This is a genomic window from Flavobacterium sp. KY-23415 (assembly GCF_055384985.1).
Window position 1 is genome coordinate 2,897,304 of sequence record NZ_AP044001.1, and the last position, 20,144, is coordinate 2,917,447.

The window sequence follows — 20,144 nt, forward strand, 5'->3', positions numbered from 1 at the left end:
TGCCTCCTAACTCTTCAGTTTAATATTGAACTTTCTTTTATGTTAATAGTTTCGTTTTATTACTTTCGACCCCAATTGTATTTGGCTGTGGTGTTTTTTATTCCAATTTTTTTTGTTCACCTATGTAAGTAGAATCAGATTGCTTTTTAATTGATTTAAGCATATCCGTTTTGTTTAATATTTCTAATTGTTGTCTTGCTATTCTATGCATATTATTGAACCTAATTCTCTTTTCAATACCACTTTTAATTAATTCAGAGTTTATAGATTCAAGGTTTGATAATACTGCAAGTTCATTAATACTTGCAAAGTCTCTCATATTTTTTCCATCTAATGCGTGTTGTGGATTTACTTCTTTCCATTGTTTTGCAGTACAACCAAATAGAGCTACATTTAGTAAATCAGCTTCTTCGGCATATTCAAGCCATTGTTTGTCTGGTGAAAATTTTGATTTTGGAATAATATGATTTTTTACTGCATCTGTGTGGATATGGTAATTTACTTTGCTTAAAACTCTTTTTACATCCCACTCTAAATTATATTGATTTGACTCAATTTCTTTTAGCCTTTGGAATTCTCTGATTAAGAGTAACTTGAACATTGGGCTAATCCAAGCTCCAAATTCAAACGCTATATCTCTGTGAGCATAAGTTCCCCCATTTCTGCCACTTTTAGATATTATGCCTATTGCGTCGGTAGTTTCAACCCATTTTTTTGGTGTCAAATTAAATGAGTTTAATCCAGCCTCTTTTTTAAAGGTGTCGAATTCGACACCTTTAAAATTTGGATTGTTTAATTGTTCCCAAATTCCAAGAAATTCGACTGTATTTCTATTTCTCATCCAGTTTCTAATGTGGTCATTTCCTTCCTCTCCACGAACCATATCAGTCAAACATATATAATCATCGTCTTTATGTGAAGTTATAGAGATTATTTTTTCCTCGACTTCTATTTGTTTTATTTTCGCAGTCATATTTTAAATATCATTATCTTTGGTAAAGATACAAATTTTCGTGTTTCGCAATTTATAGCCAACTATTGAATACTAATGAAATTGACTCTTTTAAAAATAGGTTTCTTATGCTTCATACTACACTTTTCTTGGGCTCAAAATAAAATTAAGAATCTAGCCAATGAAAAATGGTATTTTAAGAATGTAAAGGAAAATAAAAAATATAAAGCAACAATACCAGGAACAATTCATACTGATTTATTAGCTAATAATTTAATTCCTGATCCGTTTTTAGAATCTAATGAGAAAAAAGTACAATGGGTTGAAGATGAAGATTGGATATATGATTCTGAATTCTATATTACAGAAGAAGAGATAGCACACGAAAACATAGAAATTGAATGTTTCGGACTAGACACTTATGCTACATTATATATTAATGGAGAAGCAATAAGTAAAACGAATAACCAATTTAGAAAATGGATTTTTCCAGTACAAAAATATTTGCAAATAGGTAAAAATACTATTGCAATTCGTTTTCATTCAGCAGTTAAAGAAGGGAAAAAAGAGGCTTCAAAAATAAAATACACATTGCCTGGTGACGAAAAAGTTTTTACCAGAAAAGCACAATATCAATACGGCTGGGATTGGGGACCAAGATTGGTAACCTGTGGTATAATTGATACCATCCAATTGCGATTTTGGAATAAAGCAAAAATTAAAAAGCTTCAATATGAACAAAAAAAATTAAATGATGAAATAGCTGAGATAGAATGGACAACGATTATTAATTGTACAGATCCAAACAACTATATTTTTAAATGGAACAGCAAAGTTTTCGAAAGATATTTGGTTCAAGGAGAAAATAAAATTACTTGGTCAGATACTATTTACAAGCCTAAAAAATGGTGGTGCAATGGTTTAGGAGCGGCAAATTTATATTCTTTTAGATTGTCGCTACTTCAAAATGAAACGATACTAGACAATAAAGACTTGAAAATAGGACTTCGCACTATAGAATTAATACAAGAAAAAGACAGTATTGGTACTTCTTTTCAATTTAAACTTAATGGCGTTCCTGTCTTTATAAAAGGCGCTAATTATATTCCGCCTGATAGTTTTGTGCCTAGAGCAACAGATAGTGTGTATAATAATGTTGTGTCTAATGCCAAAAAAGCAAACATGAATATGCTGCGTGTTTGGGGAGGTGGTGTTTATGCTTCAGACCATTTTTATGAAGCTTGCGATGAAAGTGGGATTTTGGTTTGGCAAGATTTTATGTTTGCTTGTGCCATGTATCCGGGAGATTCTGAATTTTTAACCAATGTAGCATACGAAGTAAAACATCAGGTAAATAGATTACAGCATCATCCTAGTATCGCATTATGGTGCGGTAATAATGAAATAGATGAAGGCTGGCACAATTGGGGTTGGCAAAAACAATTTAAATATTCCAAAGCAGAAGAGGAAATAATTTGGAAAGACTATAAAACGTTATTTCATGAAATAATTCCAAATGCTATTAAGGAAGTAACAAGTAATGAGCAAATTTTGTATTGGCCATCCTCACCTGCTATAGGGTGGGGAAAGAAAGAAAGTTTAACACAAGGAGATGCTCACTATTGGGGCGTTTGGTGGGGCAAAGAACCCTTTGAGGTATATGAAAAAAAAGTAGGACGATTTATGAGTGAATATGGATTTCAAGGAATGCCTTCCATGAGTACCATGAAACAGTTTACCAATAATCTTTCATGGGAAAACGAAGCTATAAAAACACATCAAAAACACCCAATTGGCTATGAAACTATTAGAGAATATATGCAACGTGACTATAATGTACCTAAAGATTTTGCAGTTTTTAATTATGTTTCGCAGGTATTACAAGCCAGAGGGATGCAAATTGCGATAGAAGCTCATAGAAGAGCAAAACCCTATTGTATGGGTACATTGTATTGGCAGTTAAACGATTGCTGGCCAGTAACCTCTTGGAGTTCTGTTGACTATTATGGTCATTGGAAAGCCTTTCATTATCAAGCGAAAAGAAGTTATGAAACCTTGCTTTTATCTGTACAGAAGAATGAAGATGAATATGCTATTTATGGAATAAACGATACACTTGAAAACAAAAAAGGGATGCTAAAAATAGAGATAATAGATTTTGAAGGAAAAAAGATATGGGATAAAATTAGCAACGTTACGTTAGAGGCAAATCATAGTAAAATAATAGATAAACTAGCAATCTCAGAAATCTCAAAATACAATCTCAATAAAATAATTTTGTCAGTTGTTTTTGAAACAGAAAACGAAAAAATAGTGACCAATTATTATTTTGTAAAACCAAAACAATTAAAACTAAAAAGACCTAAAATAAACATAAAAAAGATAAATGATAACACTATAGAAATAACTACAGACATACTTGCCAAAGACATTTATCTATACTCTGAAGGAGTTCATTTTGAAGAAAATTATTTTGATCTTTTACCCCATGAAAAAAGAATCATAAAATTATCGAAACCAGCTGAAAACATAGCTATAAAAACGCTTTTTGATGTTAAATAATTTATGAGAGAAACAAACTGTTGTGCGCTATGTTCCTATCGGGTTAAAAGAAATATTCTTAGTGAGAAGAATTTCTAAAAAAATATGTAATAAATGAAAAGAACCTATTTTAACGTGAGTTCGATGTAAATTAATCGGTTTTCTTCCGTCACATCGAGTGTTTTCAATGTAGCTTGCGAAATTGAAAATGTATCGAGCTGTTATAAATATCCTAATTAATTAGTTTTCGATACCTTTTTTACTCCATTATATTATGTAAAAACACTCAAACTGACGAAAAACCTTTGTTTATTTATACTTCTTTAAAATTTTTATATCGAACTCACATTAATTTAGATAAAATTCCACCTTTTGAGCTTGAAAATCCACCTTCCGAAGCTCAATTTTGAGGTTATTTGCTTCAAATTCCACCTTTTGAGCTTGAAAATCCACCTTCCGAAGCTCAATTTTGAGGTTATTTACATGAAATTTCACCTTCCGAGCTTGAAAATTCACCTTCCGAAGCTCAATTTTGTGGTTATTTACTTCAAATTTCACCTTCCGAGCTTGAAAATCCACCTTCCGAAGCTCAATTTTGAGGTTATTTACTTCAAATTCCACCTTTTGAGCTTGAAAATCCACCTTCTGAGGTTCAATTTTGAGGTTATTTGCTTCAAATTCCACCTTCCAAGCTTGAAAATTCACCTTCTGAGGCTCAATTTTGAGGTTATTTACTTGAAAATCCACCTTCTGAGACTCAATTTTGAGGGTAACATGCAATTACTATGAGATTGTTCAAAACGGTGTAAAGACATTGTAATGTACTCCGAAATTAAACCCAAATTAAGCATTTGAATTCTATTACAAAAAATAACTGCTTTATATTTGCTTTAGTACTCAGTTTTACGTCCTCAATGTAGCATTAACTACATTTGTGGGTCAAAACTTTCGTGCTTCGCAACTATTTTGCATCTATTTCCCTCATAACAAAGTCAAATGCGTAATTTGGGTTAAAATTGTGAATATCTATTTCTAAAAAAAGAACAAATTAGTTTCATTAAAAATTATCTTTGGCATCCTATAAAAAATGAAACAATTATGAGTACAACTTGGTATGAATGTAAAGTAAAATATAGAAAAATTGATGAAAATGGTGTGCAAAAAGTTACAACCGAACCTTATCTAGTTGATGCTTTGTCTTACACAGAAGCAGAAAAAAGAATCAATGAAGAAATGACTGCTTATGTGAGTGAAGAATTTAAAATAACCAATATAAAGGTAGCTAATTTCTCAGAAATTCATCCCTTTGAAAACGCAGACAGATGGTTTAGATCAAAAGTGGCTTTGGTAGCCTATGATGAAGAAAGCGGGAAAGAACGCAAAACCAATATCTATTTACTAGTACAAGCAAATGATGTAAAAGAAGCCTATGACAACACCATACATGCTATGAAAAACACAATGGGTGACTATACCATTCCAGCTATTTCGGAATCACCAATTGTAGATGTTTTTCCTTATTTTAGTGGAGAAGAAGGAGATGCAGAAGCCTTAGAAAGATTTAATGCGATTAAAGCTTCAAAACCAGCAATTGTGGTTATGGATGATCCTTTGGAATTAGAGGAAGCAGAAGAAGAGTTTGCTATTGAAGAAGATGTTGAGTAAGAGTATCACAATAAAAAAAGCCTGATTTTAATTTGATGAATCAGGCTTTTTTTGTGTTACTTAATTGTTTTTGTTAATTCTTTTAAATCTTTAGAATTAATATTATAAGAAACAGGAGAATATGAAGAGTAAATCATTTCACCAGTTTTAGAATTTATTACAGAAATATATTTATCAGTACTACTCTTTACGTAAATTAGATAATAGAAAGGCTCTGATGAATTAAGAATTTTATCATTTAATTCGTCTTTTGTAATAATTTCATATTTATAATTGTAATCTTTAAAAAGATCTTTCGCATCATGTTTCTCACTTTCATCTCCTGTAAATTTATTAAATTTAATTAGAGTATAATCAGGAATATATAAGGTTAAAGTTTTTAAGTGCTCTAATTCAGACCTTTTTGGCTCTAAATAAAACATTCCCTTTTTTTCTTTTTTTTCTAATGATTCCATTAGATATTGAATATAGTTTTTTAAAATTCCTTTTCCCCAATTTCTAATATGACCACCAGCATTATAATCTTTTTTAGATATAAGACTTGGTGACATTAAAGCATAGAAATCGGTAAAAAGTTCTATCCTTGAAATTACTTTTTTATCTTTAAGCTTTACAGTCTTTTCTTTCTTGTTTTTAAGAAATTTTTCAGTAAACGTCCATAATTCAAGATAAATATGAATATTTGACCCGCCAGTAGATCCTGTTAAATGTGTTTCATAACCACCAATAGAAAAGAAAAAATTATTAGGTTCTATGTAGTTTTTTATTTCAGATTTAGTTATGAATTCAATCTTTGAGAAAGTCCAATTTTCTTTGTATATCTGCATATAATCTTTAGAAACGTCAGATTCTAAATCATTCATTACTATGTAGGTAGTATAGTTTTTTATATTGTCTATTTCGTCAATATTATCAATAGAAAACTGACTGTAAGATTTTGATAAAAAAAAGAGCATTAAGGCACAAAATAGGGTAATTGGTTTATTCATTTTTTTATTTTTTAGTTTTGCAAAACTATTGTTTTTTTGTAAAACAATTCTGTTTTTTTAGATTAATTATATTCTGACAAAGTGTTTGTGAATATTTAAAATAGTCATCAATAAAGTAATGTTTTTATTTTACTTCATATTATCTTCAATTAAAAAATCAAGTTTGTTCATTTTGGTTTTAATTTCTTCTGCTTTTGAGCAAATTCCATCTGAAGTGAAATACAAACCTGAAAACAAAGTAGGATCTGGTTTTATATGAATTTTTGTCCAGTTAGTTTCACTTTCAAAAGTTTCTATATTTTTTAATTTTAATTCACCTTTTTCAAATCTGAAAAAACCTTTTTGGTTTTCAGAAACCGTAGTAAGTTCACAATACTCTGAAGCGAAATTGATAGTAGCTAATCCTAAATGGCAAAATGTTTCCCCAATTGATAAGTGCTTTTTTAAATTGGAACAAGCCATGATCTTGGTCATGATTAGTTCAGCATAGGAGATGTTTTCATATTTATTGTTTTTAAGTGACATTCCAGCATTATATTCAGTGGTAAAAGAGTCTCTACAAAAACTTAGTTTTATTTGAGAGCAACTACCATCTAAATATTCATCAAAAGCATGACAAAGTACTTCAAAAGCAATTGAGTTGAGCGATTCTTCAGCATAACATTTTTCAAAATACATTTTAGGTCTCATTCTTACATGAGTTCCCTCATCTAAAGATTTTATATCATCTGTTTTATATTTTTCTTTCATGCTTTTTAGTTTGCTTTGAAAATTTGATTATTTCTTTGAAATCGAAATATAAAAAATAAATGGCTATTAGAGCATAATTAATTTACTATAGTTTCATTTATAGCAGTGTTTTTAAATGAAATTTTGCTACATTTTTTTATTTATTTTTTTATTTATTTTTTTTATCAGGATTTTTTGAGGTATGAAAAACGGCAACGATAATTATTTTATTATCCATAATTTCATAAGCAATGACATAAGGGAATTTTTTTAAGGGCAATTCTCTAAAAGAGTCAAATTTTAGTTGAAATAAGTAAGGGTTTTTAGATAATAAAACTACACTTTTTAGAACATTGTCGTAAAAACGTTTAGGAAGCGAATCATTTATTTCACCATACCATTCTAATGCGTTTTCAATGTCTATTAATGCTTTTTTAGACCATAGAATATTAAAAACCATATTTTGCTTTTATGGTATTTTTAAATTCTTCTAAAGAAAGTAATTCTTCAGGATTTTTTAAATACGTTGCCCTACGTTCTCTAACAACGTTTTGTTGAGTATCAGTTAAAAGAGAATCTTCGTTAGTAAGTAATGCTTTGATTTGATCTAAAATAGCTTCATTTTGAAGTTCTTTAATTTTAGCAATTACTTTTTCTTTTTCTTCAATAAAACTCATAATATTTCTTTTAGGTAAATTTAATAAAAAAGAAAATAAAGTTATTTATTGCTAGTGTTATTTTTATGGACTATTCCTCCGTCACAATTTTCTTTCCATTTCTAGACCATTCACTCCATGAGCCCACATACAAGTTTGGAATTTTCAAACCAGTACTAGCAATGGCTAAAAGCGTATGACAAGCCGTAACTCCAGAACCGCAATGCACAATACAATTTTCGACAGGAATATTTTGAAAAACCGTTTCGTACTTTTCTTTCAATAGGGAAGGAGACAAAAATAACCCTTTTTCATCTAAATTTGTAGAAAAAGGCACATTCACAGCATTCGGAATATGACCTGCAATTAAATCCAAAGGTTCTATGTGACCTTTGTAACGAGCCGTTTCTCGAACATCAATAATGATGACATCGGGATTTGTAGTTGCTTTTTCAACTTCGTCTATTGTAACTTGTGGTAATTGCCAATTCATGACAGGATAAAGTGCTGCTTTTTTCGCTTTTTCAATGCCTTGTGCTAATGGAAAACCAACCGCTTCGGTAGTACTTTTTCCACCGTTTAAAACCTGTACTTTTTCATGACCAACTGCTTTCATCATCCACCAAAAACGAGCCGCTGCATTCGCTCCATTTTTATCATCATAAACCACCACATGACTTTCAGGAGTAATGCCTAAACTAGAAAGTACTTTTGAAAATTGTTCTAAAGTGGGCAAGGGATGACGACCACCTACAGCAACATTTTCTTTGATGTCTGCCAATTGTGTATTCAAATCGACAAACAAAGCCCCTTGTAAATGACTTTCTAAATAATTGTCATAAGCATTTTTACCGTTACTAGCATCTATTAAGATGATAGATGCCGTTTGGTGCAGAGTTAGAAGTTCGATTGCGGTTATGAGGGGTGAGAGTTGTTGGTTCATGTTGTGAAATTATAAAATGATTGGATTAGATTTTTGCTTAAAAGATTTTAATTAGATTAGAATATTAAAACTATTAGAGAGAATTTTAGATTTAATTAAGTTTAGCAATAACTGAAAAAGATTGTTATAAGAGTTTTTTCTTACTTACAACCCTCACTTTCAAATACTTTTTCTCCTTTTTCAACTTGTTCACTTACAAAATGGATATGCTTTATTTCTTCGGAATGTGATTTTGGTTCAATCACATGTAAAACTAAATCGAATGCGATATATTTTTCATCTAAAAGTGTTAGTATTGAATCATTTTCTTTTGAATTAAGGAGAACTGACAAATTAACATTTTTCACTGTTTTATTTAAATCGAAATCAATTTTAAAATTATTGTTTTTAATTTCTCTGATGTATCCTTCCATAGGCTCGTATTCGGTTAATCTTAAGGAAATAATACAATAATTATCTGAAAGTACTTTTATGCTTTTATTGATGTTATCAAACTCAATTTTTTCATGATATGAGCAATCTAAAAAACAACTTTGAAGTAATAAAGCTAATACACTAAAAATAAGTGTATAAAATTTTATATTATTTTCTTTTTTTCTCATGTTTTTTTTGACGACTTCCCAATGCTATTTTATGCATAATTAGTTTTCTTCTTTAAGGGATTTATAAAAATATAAATAAAATTTGCAAAGATTTTAGGATATAGATTTGGACTTGTGTTTTTTAGATATTAAGTGTGATTTTCATTAAAATCGATATAAATTTTTTCCTTCCAATTGTCCAAGAATTTATAAAAAGCATAAAAGCTTTGACCAAAATCAGTTTCAAAATCGTCTATTTTAAGAGTCATTCCTCCACTAATAAAAAAGCCAATTGTTTTTCCGCTATGATTAAATAAAATCTCTTGTCTTTGACAATCTTCCATAAAACTTTTATCAATTTTATTATATCCAAACTCTAACTTTTCAAGTTGATTAATTTTTTTAAGAAAATTAAATACTTCATTTGGAAGCTTAACAGTATGGTTTTCATATCTAAAATCTCCATAATTGTTCCCTTTTTTAAAAGATCTTAAATAAATTTCTACTTCATAAAATTTAGTTATGAAAATATCAACACCCAACAGTCTTTCGGTAAATCCGTCAGAATGCAAAAATACCATTAAATGATTATCATTTATTTTATAGAATCCTGAATCGTCAAACTTTGGGTGATGTTCTATACTCATATGTTTATTTAATAAAAACTAATATAGGAAATTTATTCTCACAAAACCACCACACTAAATTCCTGCTCCAAAGGTTGTAATTTTTCCAAAAGCTTTTTAATTAAAGTAGCTCCAAATTCAGCATAAAACACAGCAAAATTAATTTTACGTTCTTGCAAACTTTTTCCAGGAAACAATTCATTTTGTAAAACCGTTATTCGTTCCAATTGATCGGCTAAAATCCGTTTTTCAGCTTTTAGTAAGCGTTTTTCCAAATTTTCTAAGCCTTTCAATTGTTTTTTCTCTTGTGCTTCCACAGCTCCTATAAACGATTTGTCGGTTTGCTTTGCTATCTCTTTTAAAGCAATAAACTGTTGCTGTAAATGTTCTTTTTGTTCTGAAAAATCAATAGTAAATTGAGATAATGCTTTGGTTTTATTGGTCAATAAATCATTTTGAGTGCTAAATAAATCTGCCCAAGTTAATTGTAATTTATCTGCTTTTTGCGCTTGTTTTTCGGTAGCCAATAAAACCGAATTACGTAATAAAAGCATAGGGAAAGGAACTTTATTCACTTCAAAATTAGATTTTAATTCTAACCAATACGCCAATTCTCCACCACCACCAATATAACATAAATTAGGCAAAATCACTTCTTGATACAAAGGTCTTAAAATGACATTCGGACTGAATTTTTCGGGATGATTTTCTAATTCAGTCAAAATTTCTTCTTCTGAAAAATTTATTTTGGTATTCAATACACTGTATTGGTTCTTTTCGAAGATGATTCTTTCTCTCAAATCATCTTCAATATAAAACAAGTTAATTTCTCTTGGATTTACTTGGATTTTATAATCGGTTAAATGCACATTGGTTTTTAAAACTTCTTCACTCGAAGTTTGATGCAATAGCTCTTTTTTTACAAAAGGAATGAAGAGTTGTTTCAAATTTTTATCATCGCCATCTATAATCACCAAACCTTCTTCTTTAAATAATTCGTTTGCCAAAAAACGAGTGGCAGCCGCTAAATTGGAATGGTTTAAATACGCATTTTGGAATAACTCTTTTAAAAAAAATGCATTGTTGCCTAGACCAATTTCTTTAGAAAATTCTTCAAAAACGGTTTCTAAGCCTTCGGTTGATAATCGTCCAACAGGTCCAAAACTGTCTCTTTTCCATTGAATTTTGTTGTTTTTTAGATTGAAATAATTAATTTCTTCAAAATCATGATCTTCTGTCGCCATCCAATACATAGGAACAAAGTTGTTCTCGGGATAGTTTTTTTTCAATTCTTTACAAAGATTTATGGCAGAAATGATTTTATATAGAAAATACAATGGTCCTGTAAATAAATTCAATTGGTGACCAGTTGTAATTGTAAATGTTTTTGAATCGTTTAAAAGTTTAATATTGTTTAAAGTTGTTTCAGAAACTTCAAAATCTTCATATTGTTTTTCTAAAGCAGTAACCAAAATCTTTCTGTTTTCAACAGGGAAATTAGCTTCTTTTTCTAAAATTTGGGAAGGGAAATTTTCCAATTTTGGAAAGTGATTGTACAGCTGTTTTAGTGCTTCTTTTTCATTTAAATAATCAATCATTAGGTTAGAAAAATATCCTGAATTTTGATAGCTGATACAGTCGGTTGGCATAAAATATTTTTTTTTGTAAAAATAAAGAAATTAAAGTTAAGATTGTAAATGCTTTAACATTCACTTAATATACTTTATTATAGAAAAAAAACTTTTTTTAAAATAAATTTGGAATTGTCAAAAATAATTACAAAAATTTGCAACGTAATAATAACCAATAAAAACGAAGAAAAAATGACATTATTCAATTCATACTTCCAAAGCAATACATCAGTAGGTACTGGTCACGCTTTTCTTCGTGGTTTATTTCATTCGTAAATTCAGAATTAAAGATATGAAAAAGCCCGAAGCAATTTAGATTCGGGCTTTTTTAATTCTAGACCCTTCAAAAAATCCCGTTAGACGAACTTTTACATTATCAGTTTGATGATGCAGTGATTAGCCATTACGCTATAATTTTTTTAAATGAATTTTTTCAAATGGGAAATTTCACAGAGAATGACTATGCTTTTGCTAGTCGTTTTAAAAGTGTAAGACGTAAAAAAAGGTTAGTAAAAAAAGATTTTGAAAAACAATTGCACGCTGTTTATGCTCGGGAACGAGAATTGTTTAATGCTAGAAAAGAATTACCATTAGTTCCACTAGAAATGCCATACCAACAAGGTTGGGTGCGTTTTTTTGTATTGCGAGAAGATGTATTGCGATCACCACAAGCTGAATTTTTTCAGCACTTGTTAACGAAGATCAATACCTACAAGTATTCCAATGCAAAATCATTTTCAAAAAAAGTGAGAAAAAAAGGTAAACGGATTGTAGTTGAAGAACATCAAGAATTGTGTCGCGTTTATCCACAGCAATGGAATTGTGAAAAATTGGGTTTGACAGATAAAGAGAAGACCTATTTCACATATGTTGAAAAATGGTGTCAAAACTTCGATAGAATGCTACGCTATTATGAATTTAATGAATCATGGCGCTATGTTTTGCGAGTGAAACCACATTTTGTTACACATAGAAAAGCTATTGATGCAGAGATAGAAAGCGAGTTAGATTGTATTGAAAACCGAATTACGAACTATCATTTACGCAATAAAATAAATAAATTAAAAAGTGGTCGAGGAAAGTATAAGGGATATTATGATGAAGACGAAAAACCGAAATACATTGACCCCTATAAAAATAAAAGTTTACAAGAATTCTATGAAGATTATGTAAACGAAAGAATACAGGATTATGGGAAATAAACTATCAGGAAAAGAACTAGTAAAGCTAGGCTTTCCAAAAAATAATGCAATAAACGTAGCGCTAGGGCAGATTAATAGATATAGAAAAAGAGAGAAAAAAGAAAATATACTATTAGAAGCCCAAGAAGTTTTGTTGCATCCAGAAAATTTCAAAACACATGCCACATGGAGTAAAATAGTTGAAGGACTATTAGATCCAATTCAAATACAAAAGAAACTCAATCAATTGAGGACATCGAAAGTTCCTTTTTCCATATTTGGAGAAAATGAAATTGACGAGCAAGCCAAGTTTCAATTGTATGATGCTTTAAAGTTACCTGTGGCTGTTAGAGGAGCCTTAATGCCCGACGCACATTCAGGTTACGGATTACCAATAGGGGGTGTTTTGGCAACAGAAAATGCAGTCATTCCTTATGGAGTAGGAGTAGATATAGGTTGCAGAATGAGTTTATCGATTTTCGATTTACCTGCTTCTTTTTTAAAAGGAAAAGATCATCTGCTGCAAGCCATTTTGAAAGACAACACCAAATTTGGAATGACTGAAACGCACGATATAAAAGCAGACCATGACGTGTTTTATCGCGATGAGTTTAACGATATTCCTTTGTTGAAAAAACTAAAAGCGAAAGCTTACAAGCAGTTAGGATCATCTGGTGGAGGAAATCATTTTGTAGAATTTGGTATTGTAAAGTTAGATAATCCTTTGCCAGAATGGAAACTAGAGCCTAAAGAATATTTAGCTGTTCTTTCCCATAGTGGTTCAAGAGGCTTAGGAGCAAATATTGCTCAGCACTATACCGATTTGGCTATCAAAAATTGCTTCTTACCCAAGAATGTGCAACATTTGGCTTGGCTCGATCTAAACACGCAAGAAGGACAAGAATATTGGTTAGCTATGAACTTAGCAGGTGATTATGCAAAAGCTTGTCATGACGATATTCATAGAAGAATAGCCAAAGCATTAGGTAAAAAAGTAGTAGTAACTATAGAGAATCATCACAATTTTGCTTGGAAAGAAATAGTTGATGGCAAAGAATGCATTGTGCATAGAAAAGGAGCTACTCCAGCACAAAAAGGTGTTTTAGGAATTATTCCGGGTTCCATGACAGCACCTGGTTTTATTGTTATGGGTAAAGGAAATGATGCGAGTTTGCAATCAGCCTCTCATGGAGCAGGACGCTTGTTTTCAAGAGCCAAATGCAAAGCAAATTTTACACAGAGCCAGATTAAAAAAGAATTGGCAACACACGATGTGAAATTAATTGGAGGGAATATAGATGAAGCACCAATGGCTTACAAAGACATTAATACAATAATGGCTTTGCAAACGGAATTAGTGGATGTTTTGGGTACGTTCACTCCTAAAATAGTACGAATGGATCGATAATGAAAAAGAAAAATTGTTTTTCTAGGAGCGAATGGCTTGGGCATTTTCAGCCGTCCATTTTCCCGCTTTACGAAGTAGTCCCGATAAAAATCGGGAGCTACTTTCTACAATCGGGGCTAGCTAGGAAACAATTAAAATTTTTGTAATTAAAATTAAAGATAAATTAAGTCAAAACAAGCTCCAGAGGAGAGACATGTTTATAATGGAAAAAATAATACAAATAACCTCAGGAAGAGGACCAGCAGAATGTACTTGGGTTGTGGCTCAAGTACTAAAAAAAGTGTTAGAAGAAGCCAATGCGTTGCAATTGGAAGCAACCGTATTGCAAAGAGAAGCAGGTAGCGAAAACGGAACTGTTGAAACAGCTATTCTTCATATAGAAGGTAAAAAAGTGAATGAGTTTGTAACATCTTGGTTAGGCACGATTCAATGGATAGGAAAAAGTACGTTTCGAAAGTTTCACCAACGTAAAAATTGGTACATCGGAATTTTTGAGATAGAACAATCAAAAGAAACAAAATTTCATAAAAAAGATGTGCAATACCAAGCGATGCGGAGTTCGGGAGCTGGTGGTCAACACGTGAATAAAGTAAGTTCGGCTATTAGAGCCACTCATATACCAACAGGAATTGCAGTGGTTTCGATGGATTCGCGTTCACAACATCAAAACAAGAAATTAGCAACCGAACGCTTAAAGCAGAAAATTGAAGAAAATAATTGGAATCAGGTTAAAAATCAAGAACAGAATACTTGGACAAACCAAATGCAAATTGAAAGAGGGAATCCAGTTCGTGTTTTTGAAGGAACAGATTTTAAAAAACAAAAAGTGGATAAAAGTTATAAAAAAGAACGTTTAAAATTAAAGAAGCAGGATTATAATGAATAGCACTTTTTTGCGTGAAGGATTGTAACGGAAAGCCCACAGTGAGGAACGAACGAGGACTTGTAGTGAAAAGCCTGACCTGAAAGGGCACGCCCAAGAACTAGAGAAAAGAGAAAAGATTTAATACAGGTAGTGACTAATTACTATTCACTAACAACTAATTATTAAAAAATGAAATCAATAGATAAATACCTCTTTCAAGCCATGGATAGTTATCCGTATTGCTTGGAAGAAACCATAGAATCGTTAGAGTATGCCTTGTCTTATGACAGCAGAAATACTACAGCTTTGTGTTTGTATGCCAGAATTCAGGCAGAGCAATTGTTTAATTATGAAGAAGCAAAAAGATATTTTCAAGAAGCATTAAGCATTAATATTTATGCCATTGAAATATATCCTTTTTATATACAAACATTGTTGTGGAATGAAGATTTTGAAGAGGCTTCAAAATTAATAGACTTTGCATTGACTATTAAAGGAATAAATAAAGCAGAGATTTTAATGAAGAAAATTCAATTTTTAGAAATAAAAAGAGAATTTAAGAAACTAAAAAAAATCATAAAAAAATTGAAGCTAAATGTTGCAAGTAATGATTATCATTATGCTATAGCGGAAATCGAGAAAAGAATTAAAGACAAAACAGAAATTTTGAAGCCAAAGAAAGATAAGAAAGTGAAGGAAAAGAAGAAAACAAAGAAGAAAAAGGAGGTTAAATAGCTTCCTTTTTCTATTTTTGATGCACTAATATTAGTGAAATGAAATTGGATTTAATTGAGAATTTTTGGAATAGAATTAATGATTCAAATACTTTAATTGAATCTTCTTGGGATAATGAAGTAGCTTGCTTGAATGGATTAGGTATTGGAATGGAGGAAACCTTACATTATTTTTATAATGAGAAACCAGATAGTATTGCCTTTAAAAAATGGATTGCAGGGAAAACGAAAAAACAGGAAGAAGAAACAGGTTTAGTAGAAGATGTTTTAACGAATGAAGATTTGCTTTTTTGGGAAACGAATGGTTATTTGGTTTTAAAAAACGTTATTCCTATAGAAGATTGTTTGGCTACACAAGCGGCAATTTGGAATTTTTTAGATAAAAAGCCAGAAGATGTTGCTTCATGGTATACAATTCATGAAGCACAAAGAGGTATGATGGTTAATTTTTTTCACCATAGTACTTTAGAGAAAAACAGAGCGTCTTTAAAAATTAGAAAAGCGTATGAGCAGTTGTATAAAACGAGTGCTATTTGTAAAACGATTGATAAGGTTAGTTTTAATCCTCCAATAACCGATAATTACACTTTTTCTGGAAGTGGATTGCATTGGGATGTGAGTTTGAAACTTCCTATTCCTTTTTGTTTGCAAGGGTTATTATATTTATCGAATTGTAATGAAAAGGAAGGTGCTTTTCATTGTGTGCCAGGATTTCACTTGAAGATTGAAGATTGGCTGAAATCGATTGCTGTAAATGAAAACCCAAGAGAGGTGGCATTACAAACGTTAACACCTAAAGCAATAATTGGAGAAGTGGGTGATTTTGTTATTTGGAATCAAGCGCTACCTCATTGCGCTACACCTAATTATGGTCTGAAACCACGATTAGTACAATATTTAACATATTTTCCTGAAGATTATAAGGAGACTGATGAATGGATTTGATATAATATTGTTTTGGAGCATTTTGATTTCTAGACTTTGAAGTATAGTATTTTTGAATAGAGAGTAAGAAATAAAAAACAGCCCAAAAGTTTTTGAACTGTTTTTTATAATGAGACAAAAGCTAGAAAGTTTATCGTTTCAAGGTAAAATGACCTTTAAATTCTTTTCCGTTTTCTCTCGTTACTACAAACCAATAATCTGTAGAAGGTAATTGTTTCCCTAAATAGTTTCCGTCCCAACCTTGAGAACTAGAACCAAATTGTTTAATGAATTTCCCTTGTCTATCAAAAATAGAAATAAGCATGTTGGGTTCATTGTCAGAAAATTTAATTTGCCAAAAATCATTATAACCATCACCGTTTGGAGTGAAAAATTTTGGATACATTAATAAATAGATTTCTCCAGATACTTCACCACATTCATTTTTATCTCTAACATAGATAGTGAACTCTCCAGTTTCTAAATCATAAAAAGTATTACTGTCCTGATATACAATTCCGTCTAAAGAATATTCATAGTTTCCTAAGCCTGTAACATTAACCGAAATAATATTGTTTTCAACTGTCCAATCTTCTGTATTGAATGAAGTAATTGTAGCAGGATTAGACAGAACAACTTCAAGTGTTTTAGTAGAAGAACAAGTTAAAGCACCATGATCTTCTGTAACTGTTAAAGTATAACTTCCTGCTTGATCAACAATAATAGATGTTGTAGTTTCGCCTGTTGACCATAAATAACTATCAAAACCACTTTCTGCATTTATTGTAACCGTGCTATTTTCGCAAAGAATATAGCTGTCATTCATGGTGATGACGGGTGAGTCAATAAAAGTAAAAGAGAGTTTAATCACTGTTGAACAATTTTGTGAAGAGGTTACTCTAACATAGACAGTATTATTTGTATTACTTAAATTGTGTGCGTTTGAATTCGTAATTAAAGCACTACTAGTTTGATTAATTGCACCCAAATAAGTAGTATAATATGTAAAGTTAAAGTCTGTTGCATTAGTAATTAAATTGTCATTATAAATTGATAAATTTATATTTTCACTACCATCATTTAAATTATCACAAGTTGTAACATGATAATCATGAGCGTCTGGTAAAGGTAAATAAGTACTGTTAATATAAACCGATTTTGTATAAGTTACACAGCCGGAATTCATTTTTGCTTTAATATAATAGGTTTGACCGCCTAATAAATTTGTAATAGTATTATTGGTAGTCCAAGTATTTCCACCATCAAAACTATATAAATCAGCAGGAGTAGTTATGGTTATTGTAGCATAGGTATCGCAACCTGCGTTTGTAAAGGTGTGTTCTGGGTATATGGAATTGAAATCGAGCAAGTTTACATATGTGTAATAAGATTCACAAGTAGGAGAGTTTCTAACTTTTATAATATAATAACCAGGACTAAGATTAGTAGCTATAGGGTTTGTTGTCCAAGTAGTACCATTATCAAAGCTATATTCATTAGCAACTGTTGTGATTGTGATTGTTCCGTTTGCTCCACAGATTGAGTTAGAAACAGTATAAAGTGGTTCAGGAAGATTAAAATAATTTAGATTGACATAGTATGAATTTGAAATACAATTTAAATCATTTTTGATTATAATATTATAAGTTCCAGAATTTAAATTTGTAGCAACAGGGTTCGTAGTCCAAGTGTTTCCACCATCAAAACTATACTCAGCTGCTATTGTTGTAATTGTGATGCTTCCTTCCGTATCGCAATCTGGTTGAACTACCGTATATTCAGGATTTGGTAGGTAAAAATTTCTCAAAAACACATTAACGGGGTAAGAAGTACAATTAACATTGTTTCGAATTAATATTTCATAATATCCTGGAGATAAATTGCTTTCTGCATTTGAAGTAGTCCAAGTGTTTCCACCATCAAAACTATATTCTGTTGCAATATTATGTATTGTAATTGTACCACCCAAACCACAACTAGGATCGATTATCGTATAATCAATACTTTCGTTTAAATAGAAAGGCTGTAAGTTTACAAATTGAGAATAGGATTCGCAACCATTATTGTTTCTGATTTTAACATAATATGAACCAGCAGGTAGGTTTGATAATGTTGGACTATTTGACCATGTATTACCATCATCAAAACTATACTCATCAGCAGTAGTAGTAATTGTAATTTCACCACTATTATCGCAGCTAGGTTGAATAATAGTAACCGTAGGTTGTGATAAAAAAACTCTATTTATGGTTATAAATTGATTAGCAGATTGGCAACCATTCTGATCTTTTATTAACACAATATAATTTCCAGGTTGTAAATTATTTGCTACAGAATTTGTTGTCCAAGTTATTCCACCATCAAAGCTATATTCAGAAGCAATAGAAGAGTTAATTGTAATAGTTCCAGTTTCGTCACAACTAGAAGGTTGAGTAACTGATAAATTTGCAGATGAGATTAGTTGCGGTTGTTGAATGGTAACTCCAGTTCCAGAAGAAATACAGCCATTTGGAGTTTTTATCTTTATAAAATAATTTCCAACAGGAAGTGAATTTTTTATTGGTGAGCTTTGCCAAGTTATTCCATTGTCAAAACTATACTCTAACGCTGGAGTAGTTATGGTAATTGTTCCCGAAGGTATTAAACAGTTGGGTTGAACAACTTGATAATCTGGGGAAGATAAAATTCTATTTATAATTGCTTCGCTACTAATATAGCAAGTTGAGCCATCTGTAATTTTAACGGAGTAATGCCCTAAGTTACTTGTAAATGACGGAATATTGAATGTGTTAGATGTTGCTCCAACAATAGCAATTCCTTCATGATACCATTGGTAGGTTACAGCCGAACTAATATTAGCTGTTATATTTGCAGTTAAAATTAAATTGTTTTCACAAAAACTACCCGATTGACTAATATTAACTCCGAATTCAGAAGCTTCATTTAGTAAAAGATTGTCAAAAACAAAATAAGGAAATATTGATTGGTTTACGGTATAAGAATTGGGCAATACAGTTGGTGAACCAATCATTATAGCATTAATATCTATGGTAGGAGTAAAAGTCATTGTTACTTGTTCCCAATCGGTTAATGGAGAATAAGTAACATGTCCAATTATTTTCCAAGTTGGATCTGAAATATTTGGACTAAATACAGTATTTAAAGGTAAATTACTTCCATCAGTACATCCATATAAAGTTATATTAATAGGTTCGTAATTTGAAATTACACCAGGCAAATACCCTCCAGTTGGATTAATAGCTAAAGAAGCTATATTGAAAGTAAGTTGGTAATTAGTACCACTTAACATAGGAGAAAGTAGAGGAGTTCCTATGTATTCTTTCCAATCACTTAAAAAGCCAGCACCAACAATAGCGTTTCCATCTGGAAAAATATTTAATCCAGAACTAATTATACCAGGTAGGATATAACCACAAGTGTTAAAATAATCAGAAGTAGCAGAGGTAGCTTGAATCCAAGGAGTAGCTAAACTTAATTGATCATTACCTGGAATAGAAAAGTTCGTAGGACATGAGCTGTGTACCTCAAAAGAAGGATTTGGAATAATAGAATTAACAGCTGTTGTAGCACATTGGCACTCATCATCATTCAAATCAATCAATCCATCACCGTCATCATCAATCCCATTATCACAAATTTCTTGCGCTGAAAGTATCGAACTAATTAATATAAATAAGAAAAGTAATTTTGTCTTCATA

General features: G+C 30.9%; 18 protein-coding genes. 7 read left to right on the forward strand and 11 right to left on the reverse strand.

What is annotated here, in order from left to right:
• Positions 1 to 97: 97 nt before the first annotated feature.
• Complete coding sequence (locus ACZ49Z_RS12680) at positions 98 to 973, reverse strand: KilA-N domain-containing protein (protein WP_464304676.1); 876 nt, start codon at positions 971 to 973, stop codon at positions 98 to 100.
• Positions 974 to 1,048: 75 nt separating this feature from the next.
• On the opposite strand from ACZ49Z_RS12680, the gene ACZ49Z_RS12685 reads away from it, so the two are divergent.
• On the forward strand, positions 1,049 to 3,514 hold the full coding sequence (locus ACZ49Z_RS12685) for a beta-mannosidase (protein WP_464304677.1): 2,466 nt from the start codon (positions 1,049 to 1,051) through the stop codon (positions 3,512 to 3,514).
• Positions 3,515 to 3,841: 327 nt separating this feature from the next.
• Here ACZ49Z_RS12685 and ACZ49Z_RS12690 read toward each other — a convergent pair whose 3' ends face one another.
• On the reverse strand, positions 3,842 to 4,240 hold the full coding sequence (locus ACZ49Z_RS12690) for a hypothetical protein (RefSeq protein ID WP_464304678.1): 399 nt from the start codon (positions 4,238 to 4,240) through the stop codon (positions 3,842 to 3,844).
• A gap of 351 nt (positions 4,241 to 4,591) precedes the next feature.
• Here ACZ49Z_RS12690 and ACZ49Z_RS12695 point away from each other — a divergent pair, with 351 nt between their 5' ends.
• Positions 4,592 to 5,158 (forward strand): DUF4494 domain-containing protein, encoded by a 567-nt coding sequence (locus ACZ49Z_RS12695; protein ID WP_464304679.1) that lies wholly within the window; start codon positions 4,592 to 4,594, stop codon positions 5,156 to 5,158.
• Between the two features lie 56 nt (positions 5,159 to 5,214).
• On the opposite strand, the gene ACZ49Z_RS12700 is transcribed toward ACZ49Z_RS12695, so the two are convergent.
• The 8 genes from ACZ49Z_RS12700 to bshC all read right to left on the reverse strand — a co-directional run bounded on the left by ACZ49Z_RS12700 (position 5,215) and on the right by bshC (position 11,331).
• Positions 5,215 to 6,147, reverse strand: coding sequence for a hypothetical protein (locus tag ACZ49Z_RS12700; protein WP_464304680.1), 933 nt, complete (start codon positions 6,145 to 6,147; stop codon positions 5,215 to 5,217).
• 129 nt (positions 6,148 to 6,276) lie between these two features.
• Positions 6,277 to 6,897 carry a hypothetical protein gene (locus ACZ49Z_RS12705; RefSeq protein WP_464304681.1) on the reverse strand — a complete coding sequence of 207 codons (621 nt, stop codon included), beginning with the start codon at positions 6,895 to 6,897 and terminating at the stop codon, positions 6,277 to 6,279.
• 148 nt (positions 6,898 to 7,045) lie between these two features.
• Positions 7,046 to 7,336 carry a type II toxin-antitoxin system RelE/ParE family toxin gene (locus ACZ49Z_RS12710; protein WP_464304682.1) on the reverse strand — a complete coding sequence of 97 codons (291 nt, stop codon included), beginning with the start codon at positions 7,334 to 7,336 and terminating at the stop codon, positions 7,046 to 7,048.
• Complete coding sequence (locus ACZ49Z_RS12715; RefSeq protein WP_464304683.1) at positions 7,326 to 7,553, reverse strand: hypothetical protein; 228 nt, start codon at positions 7,551 to 7,553, stop codon at positions 7,326 to 7,328. The genes ACZ49Z_RS12710 and ACZ49Z_RS12715 overlap by 11 nt, the downstream gene beginning before the upstream one ends.
• Positions 7,554 to 7,623: 70 nt before the next feature.
• Entirely contained in the window at positions 7,624 to 8,475 is an 852-nt protein-coding gene (locus tag ACZ49Z_RS12720; RefSeq protein WP_464304684.1) for a sulfurtransferase, read from the reverse strand.
• A 140-nt stretch (positions 8,476 to 8,615) separates the two neighbouring features.
• A complete protein-coding gene (locus ACZ49Z_RS12725; RefSeq protein WP_464304685.1) occupies positions 8,616 to 9,077 on the reverse strand; it encodes a hypothetical protein in 462 nt (153 codons plus the stop codon).
• Positions 9,078 to 9,205: 128 nt separating this feature from the next.
• The gene (locus ACZ49Z_RS12730; RefSeq protein ID WP_045972004.1) at positions 9,206 to 9,703 is read right to left on the reverse strand and encodes a hypothetical protein; all 498 of its coding nucleotides are present in this window, start codon (positions 9,701 to 9,703) and stop codon (positions 9,206 to 9,208) included.
• A 38-nt stretch (positions 9,704 to 9,741) separates the two neighbouring features.
• A complete protein-coding gene (bshC, locus tag ACZ49Z_RS12735; RefSeq protein ID WP_464304686.1) occupies positions 9,742 to 11,331 on the reverse strand; it encodes a bacillithiol biosynthesis cysteine-adding enzyme BshC in 1,590 nt (529 codons plus the stop codon).
• Positions 11,332 to 11,750: 419 nt separating this feature from the next.
• Between bshC and ACZ49Z_RS12740 the strand changes: the two genes are divergently transcribed.
• The 5 genes from ACZ49Z_RS12740 to ACZ49Z_RS12760 all read left to right on the forward strand — a co-directional run bounded on the left by ACZ49Z_RS12740 (position 11,751) and on the right by ACZ49Z_RS12760 (position 16,446).
• The gene (locus tag ACZ49Z_RS12740; RefSeq protein ID WP_464304687.1) at positions 11,751 to 12,515 is read left to right on the forward strand and encodes a hypothetical protein; all 765 of its coding nucleotides are present in this window, start codon (positions 11,751 to 11,753) and stop codon (positions 12,513 to 12,515) included.
• Positions 12,505 to 13,902, forward strand: a complete 1,398-nt coding sequence (locus ACZ49Z_RS12745) for an RtcB family protein (protein ID WP_464304688.1) — start codon at positions 12,505 to 12,507, stop codon at positions 13,900 to 13,902. The genes ACZ49Z_RS12740 and ACZ49Z_RS12745 overlap by 11 nt, the downstream gene beginning before the upstream one ends.
• A 202-nt stretch (positions 13,903 to 14,104) precedes the next feature.
• Entirely contained in the window at positions 14,105 to 14,788 is a 684-nt protein-coding gene (gene prfH, locus ACZ49Z_RS12750; protein WP_464304689.1) for a peptide chain release factor H, read from the forward strand.
• 168 nt (positions 14,789 to 14,956) lie between these two features.
• Positions 14,957 to 15,502 carry a tetratricopeptide repeat protein gene (locus ACZ49Z_RS12755; RefSeq protein WP_464304690.1) on the forward strand — a complete coding sequence of 182 codons (546 nt, stop codon included), beginning with the start codon at positions 14,957 to 14,959 and terminating at the stop codon, positions 15,500 to 15,502.
• Between the two features lie 38 nt (positions 15,503 to 15,540).
• Positions 15,541 to 16,446 carry a phytanoyl-CoA dioxygenase family protein gene (locus ACZ49Z_RS12760; protein ID WP_464304691.1) on the forward strand — a complete coding sequence of 302 codons (906 nt, stop codon included), beginning with the start codon at positions 15,541 to 15,543 and terminating at the stop codon, positions 16,444 to 16,446.
• A gap of 130 nt (positions 16,447 to 16,576) precedes the next feature.
• On the opposite strand, the gene ACZ49Z_RS12765 is transcribed toward ACZ49Z_RS12760, so the two are convergent.
• Positions 16,577 to 20,143, reverse strand: a complete 3,567-nt coding sequence (locus tag ACZ49Z_RS12765; protein ID WP_464304692.1) for a T9SS type B sorting domain-containing protein — start codon at positions 20,141 to 20,143, stop codon at positions 16,577 to 16,579.
• Position 20,144: the final 1 nt, after the last annotated feature.

What these genes read in the sequence shown, in the direction of transcription:
- ACZ49Z_RS12680 (WP_464304676.1), bottom strand. Translation starts at nt 973, where the DNA reads ATGACTGCGAAAATAAAACAAATAGAAGTCGAGGAAAAAATAATCTCT.
- ACZ49Z_RS12685 (WP_464304677.1), top strand. Translation starts at nt 1,049, where the DNA reads ATGAAATTGACTCTTTTAAAAATAGGTTTCTTATGCTTCATACTACAC.
- ACZ49Z_RS12695 (WP_464304679.1), top strand. Translation starts at nt 4,592, where the DNA reads ATGAGTACAACTTGGTATGAATGTAAAGTAAAATATAGAAAAATTGAT.
- ACZ49Z_RS12700 (WP_464304680.1), bottom strand. Translation starts at nt 6,147, where the DNA reads ATGAATAAACCAATTACCCTATTTTGTGCCTTAATGCTCTTTTTTTTA.
- ACZ49Z_RS12705 (WP_464304681.1), bottom strand. Translation starts at nt 6,897, where the DNA reads ATGAAAGAAAAATATAAAACAGATGATATAAAATCTTTAGATGAGGGA.
- ACZ49Z_RS12710 (WP_464304682.1), bottom strand. Translation starts at nt 7,336, where the DNA reads ATGGTTTTTAATATTCTATGGTCTAAAAAAGCATTAATAGACATTGAA.
- ACZ49Z_RS12715 (WP_464304683.1), bottom strand. Translation starts at nt 7,553, where the DNA reads ATGAGTTTTATTGAAGAAAAAGAAAAAGTAATTGCTAAAATTAAAGAA.
- ACZ49Z_RS12720 (WP_464304684.1), bottom strand. Translation starts at nt 8,475, where the DNA reads ATGAACCAACAACTCTCACCCCTCATAACCGCAATCGAACTTCTAACT.
- ACZ49Z_RS12725 (WP_464304685.1), bottom strand. Translation starts at nt 9,077, where the DNA reads ATGAGAAAAAAAGAAAATAATATAAAATTTTATACACTTATTTTTAGT.
- ACZ49Z_RS12730 (WP_045972004.1), bottom strand. Translation starts at nt 9,703, where the DNA reads ATGAGTATAGAACATCACCCAAAGTTTGACGATTCAGGATTCTATAAA.
- bshC (WP_464304686.1), bottom strand. Translation starts at nt 11,331, where the DNA reads ATGCCAACCGACTGTATCAGCTATCAAAATTCAGGATATTTTTCTAAC.
- ACZ49Z_RS12740 (WP_464304687.1), top strand. Translation starts at nt 11,751, where the DNA reads ATGGGAAATTTCACAGAGAATGACTATGCTTTTGCTAGTCGTTTTAAA.
- ACZ49Z_RS12745 (WP_464304688.1), top strand. Translation starts at nt 12,505, where the DNA reads ATGGGAAATAAACTATCAGGAAAAGAACTAGTAAAGCTAGGCTTTCCA.
- prfH (WP_464304689.1), top strand. Translation starts at nt 14,105, where the DNA reads ATGGAAAAAATAATACAAATAACCTCAGGAAGAGGACCAGCAGAATGT.
- ACZ49Z_RS12755 (WP_464304690.1), top strand. Translation starts at nt 14,957, where the DNA reads ATGAAATCAATAGATAAATACCTCTTTCAAGCCATGGATAGTTATCCG.
- ACZ49Z_RS12760 (WP_464304691.1), top strand. Translation starts at nt 15,541, where the DNA reads ATGAAATTGGATTTAATTGAGAATTTTTGGAATAGAATTAATGATTCA.
- ACZ49Z_RS12765 (WP_464304692.1), bottom strand. Translation starts at nt 20,143, where the DNA reads ATGAAGACAAAATTACTTTTCTTATTTATATTAATTAGTTCGATACTT.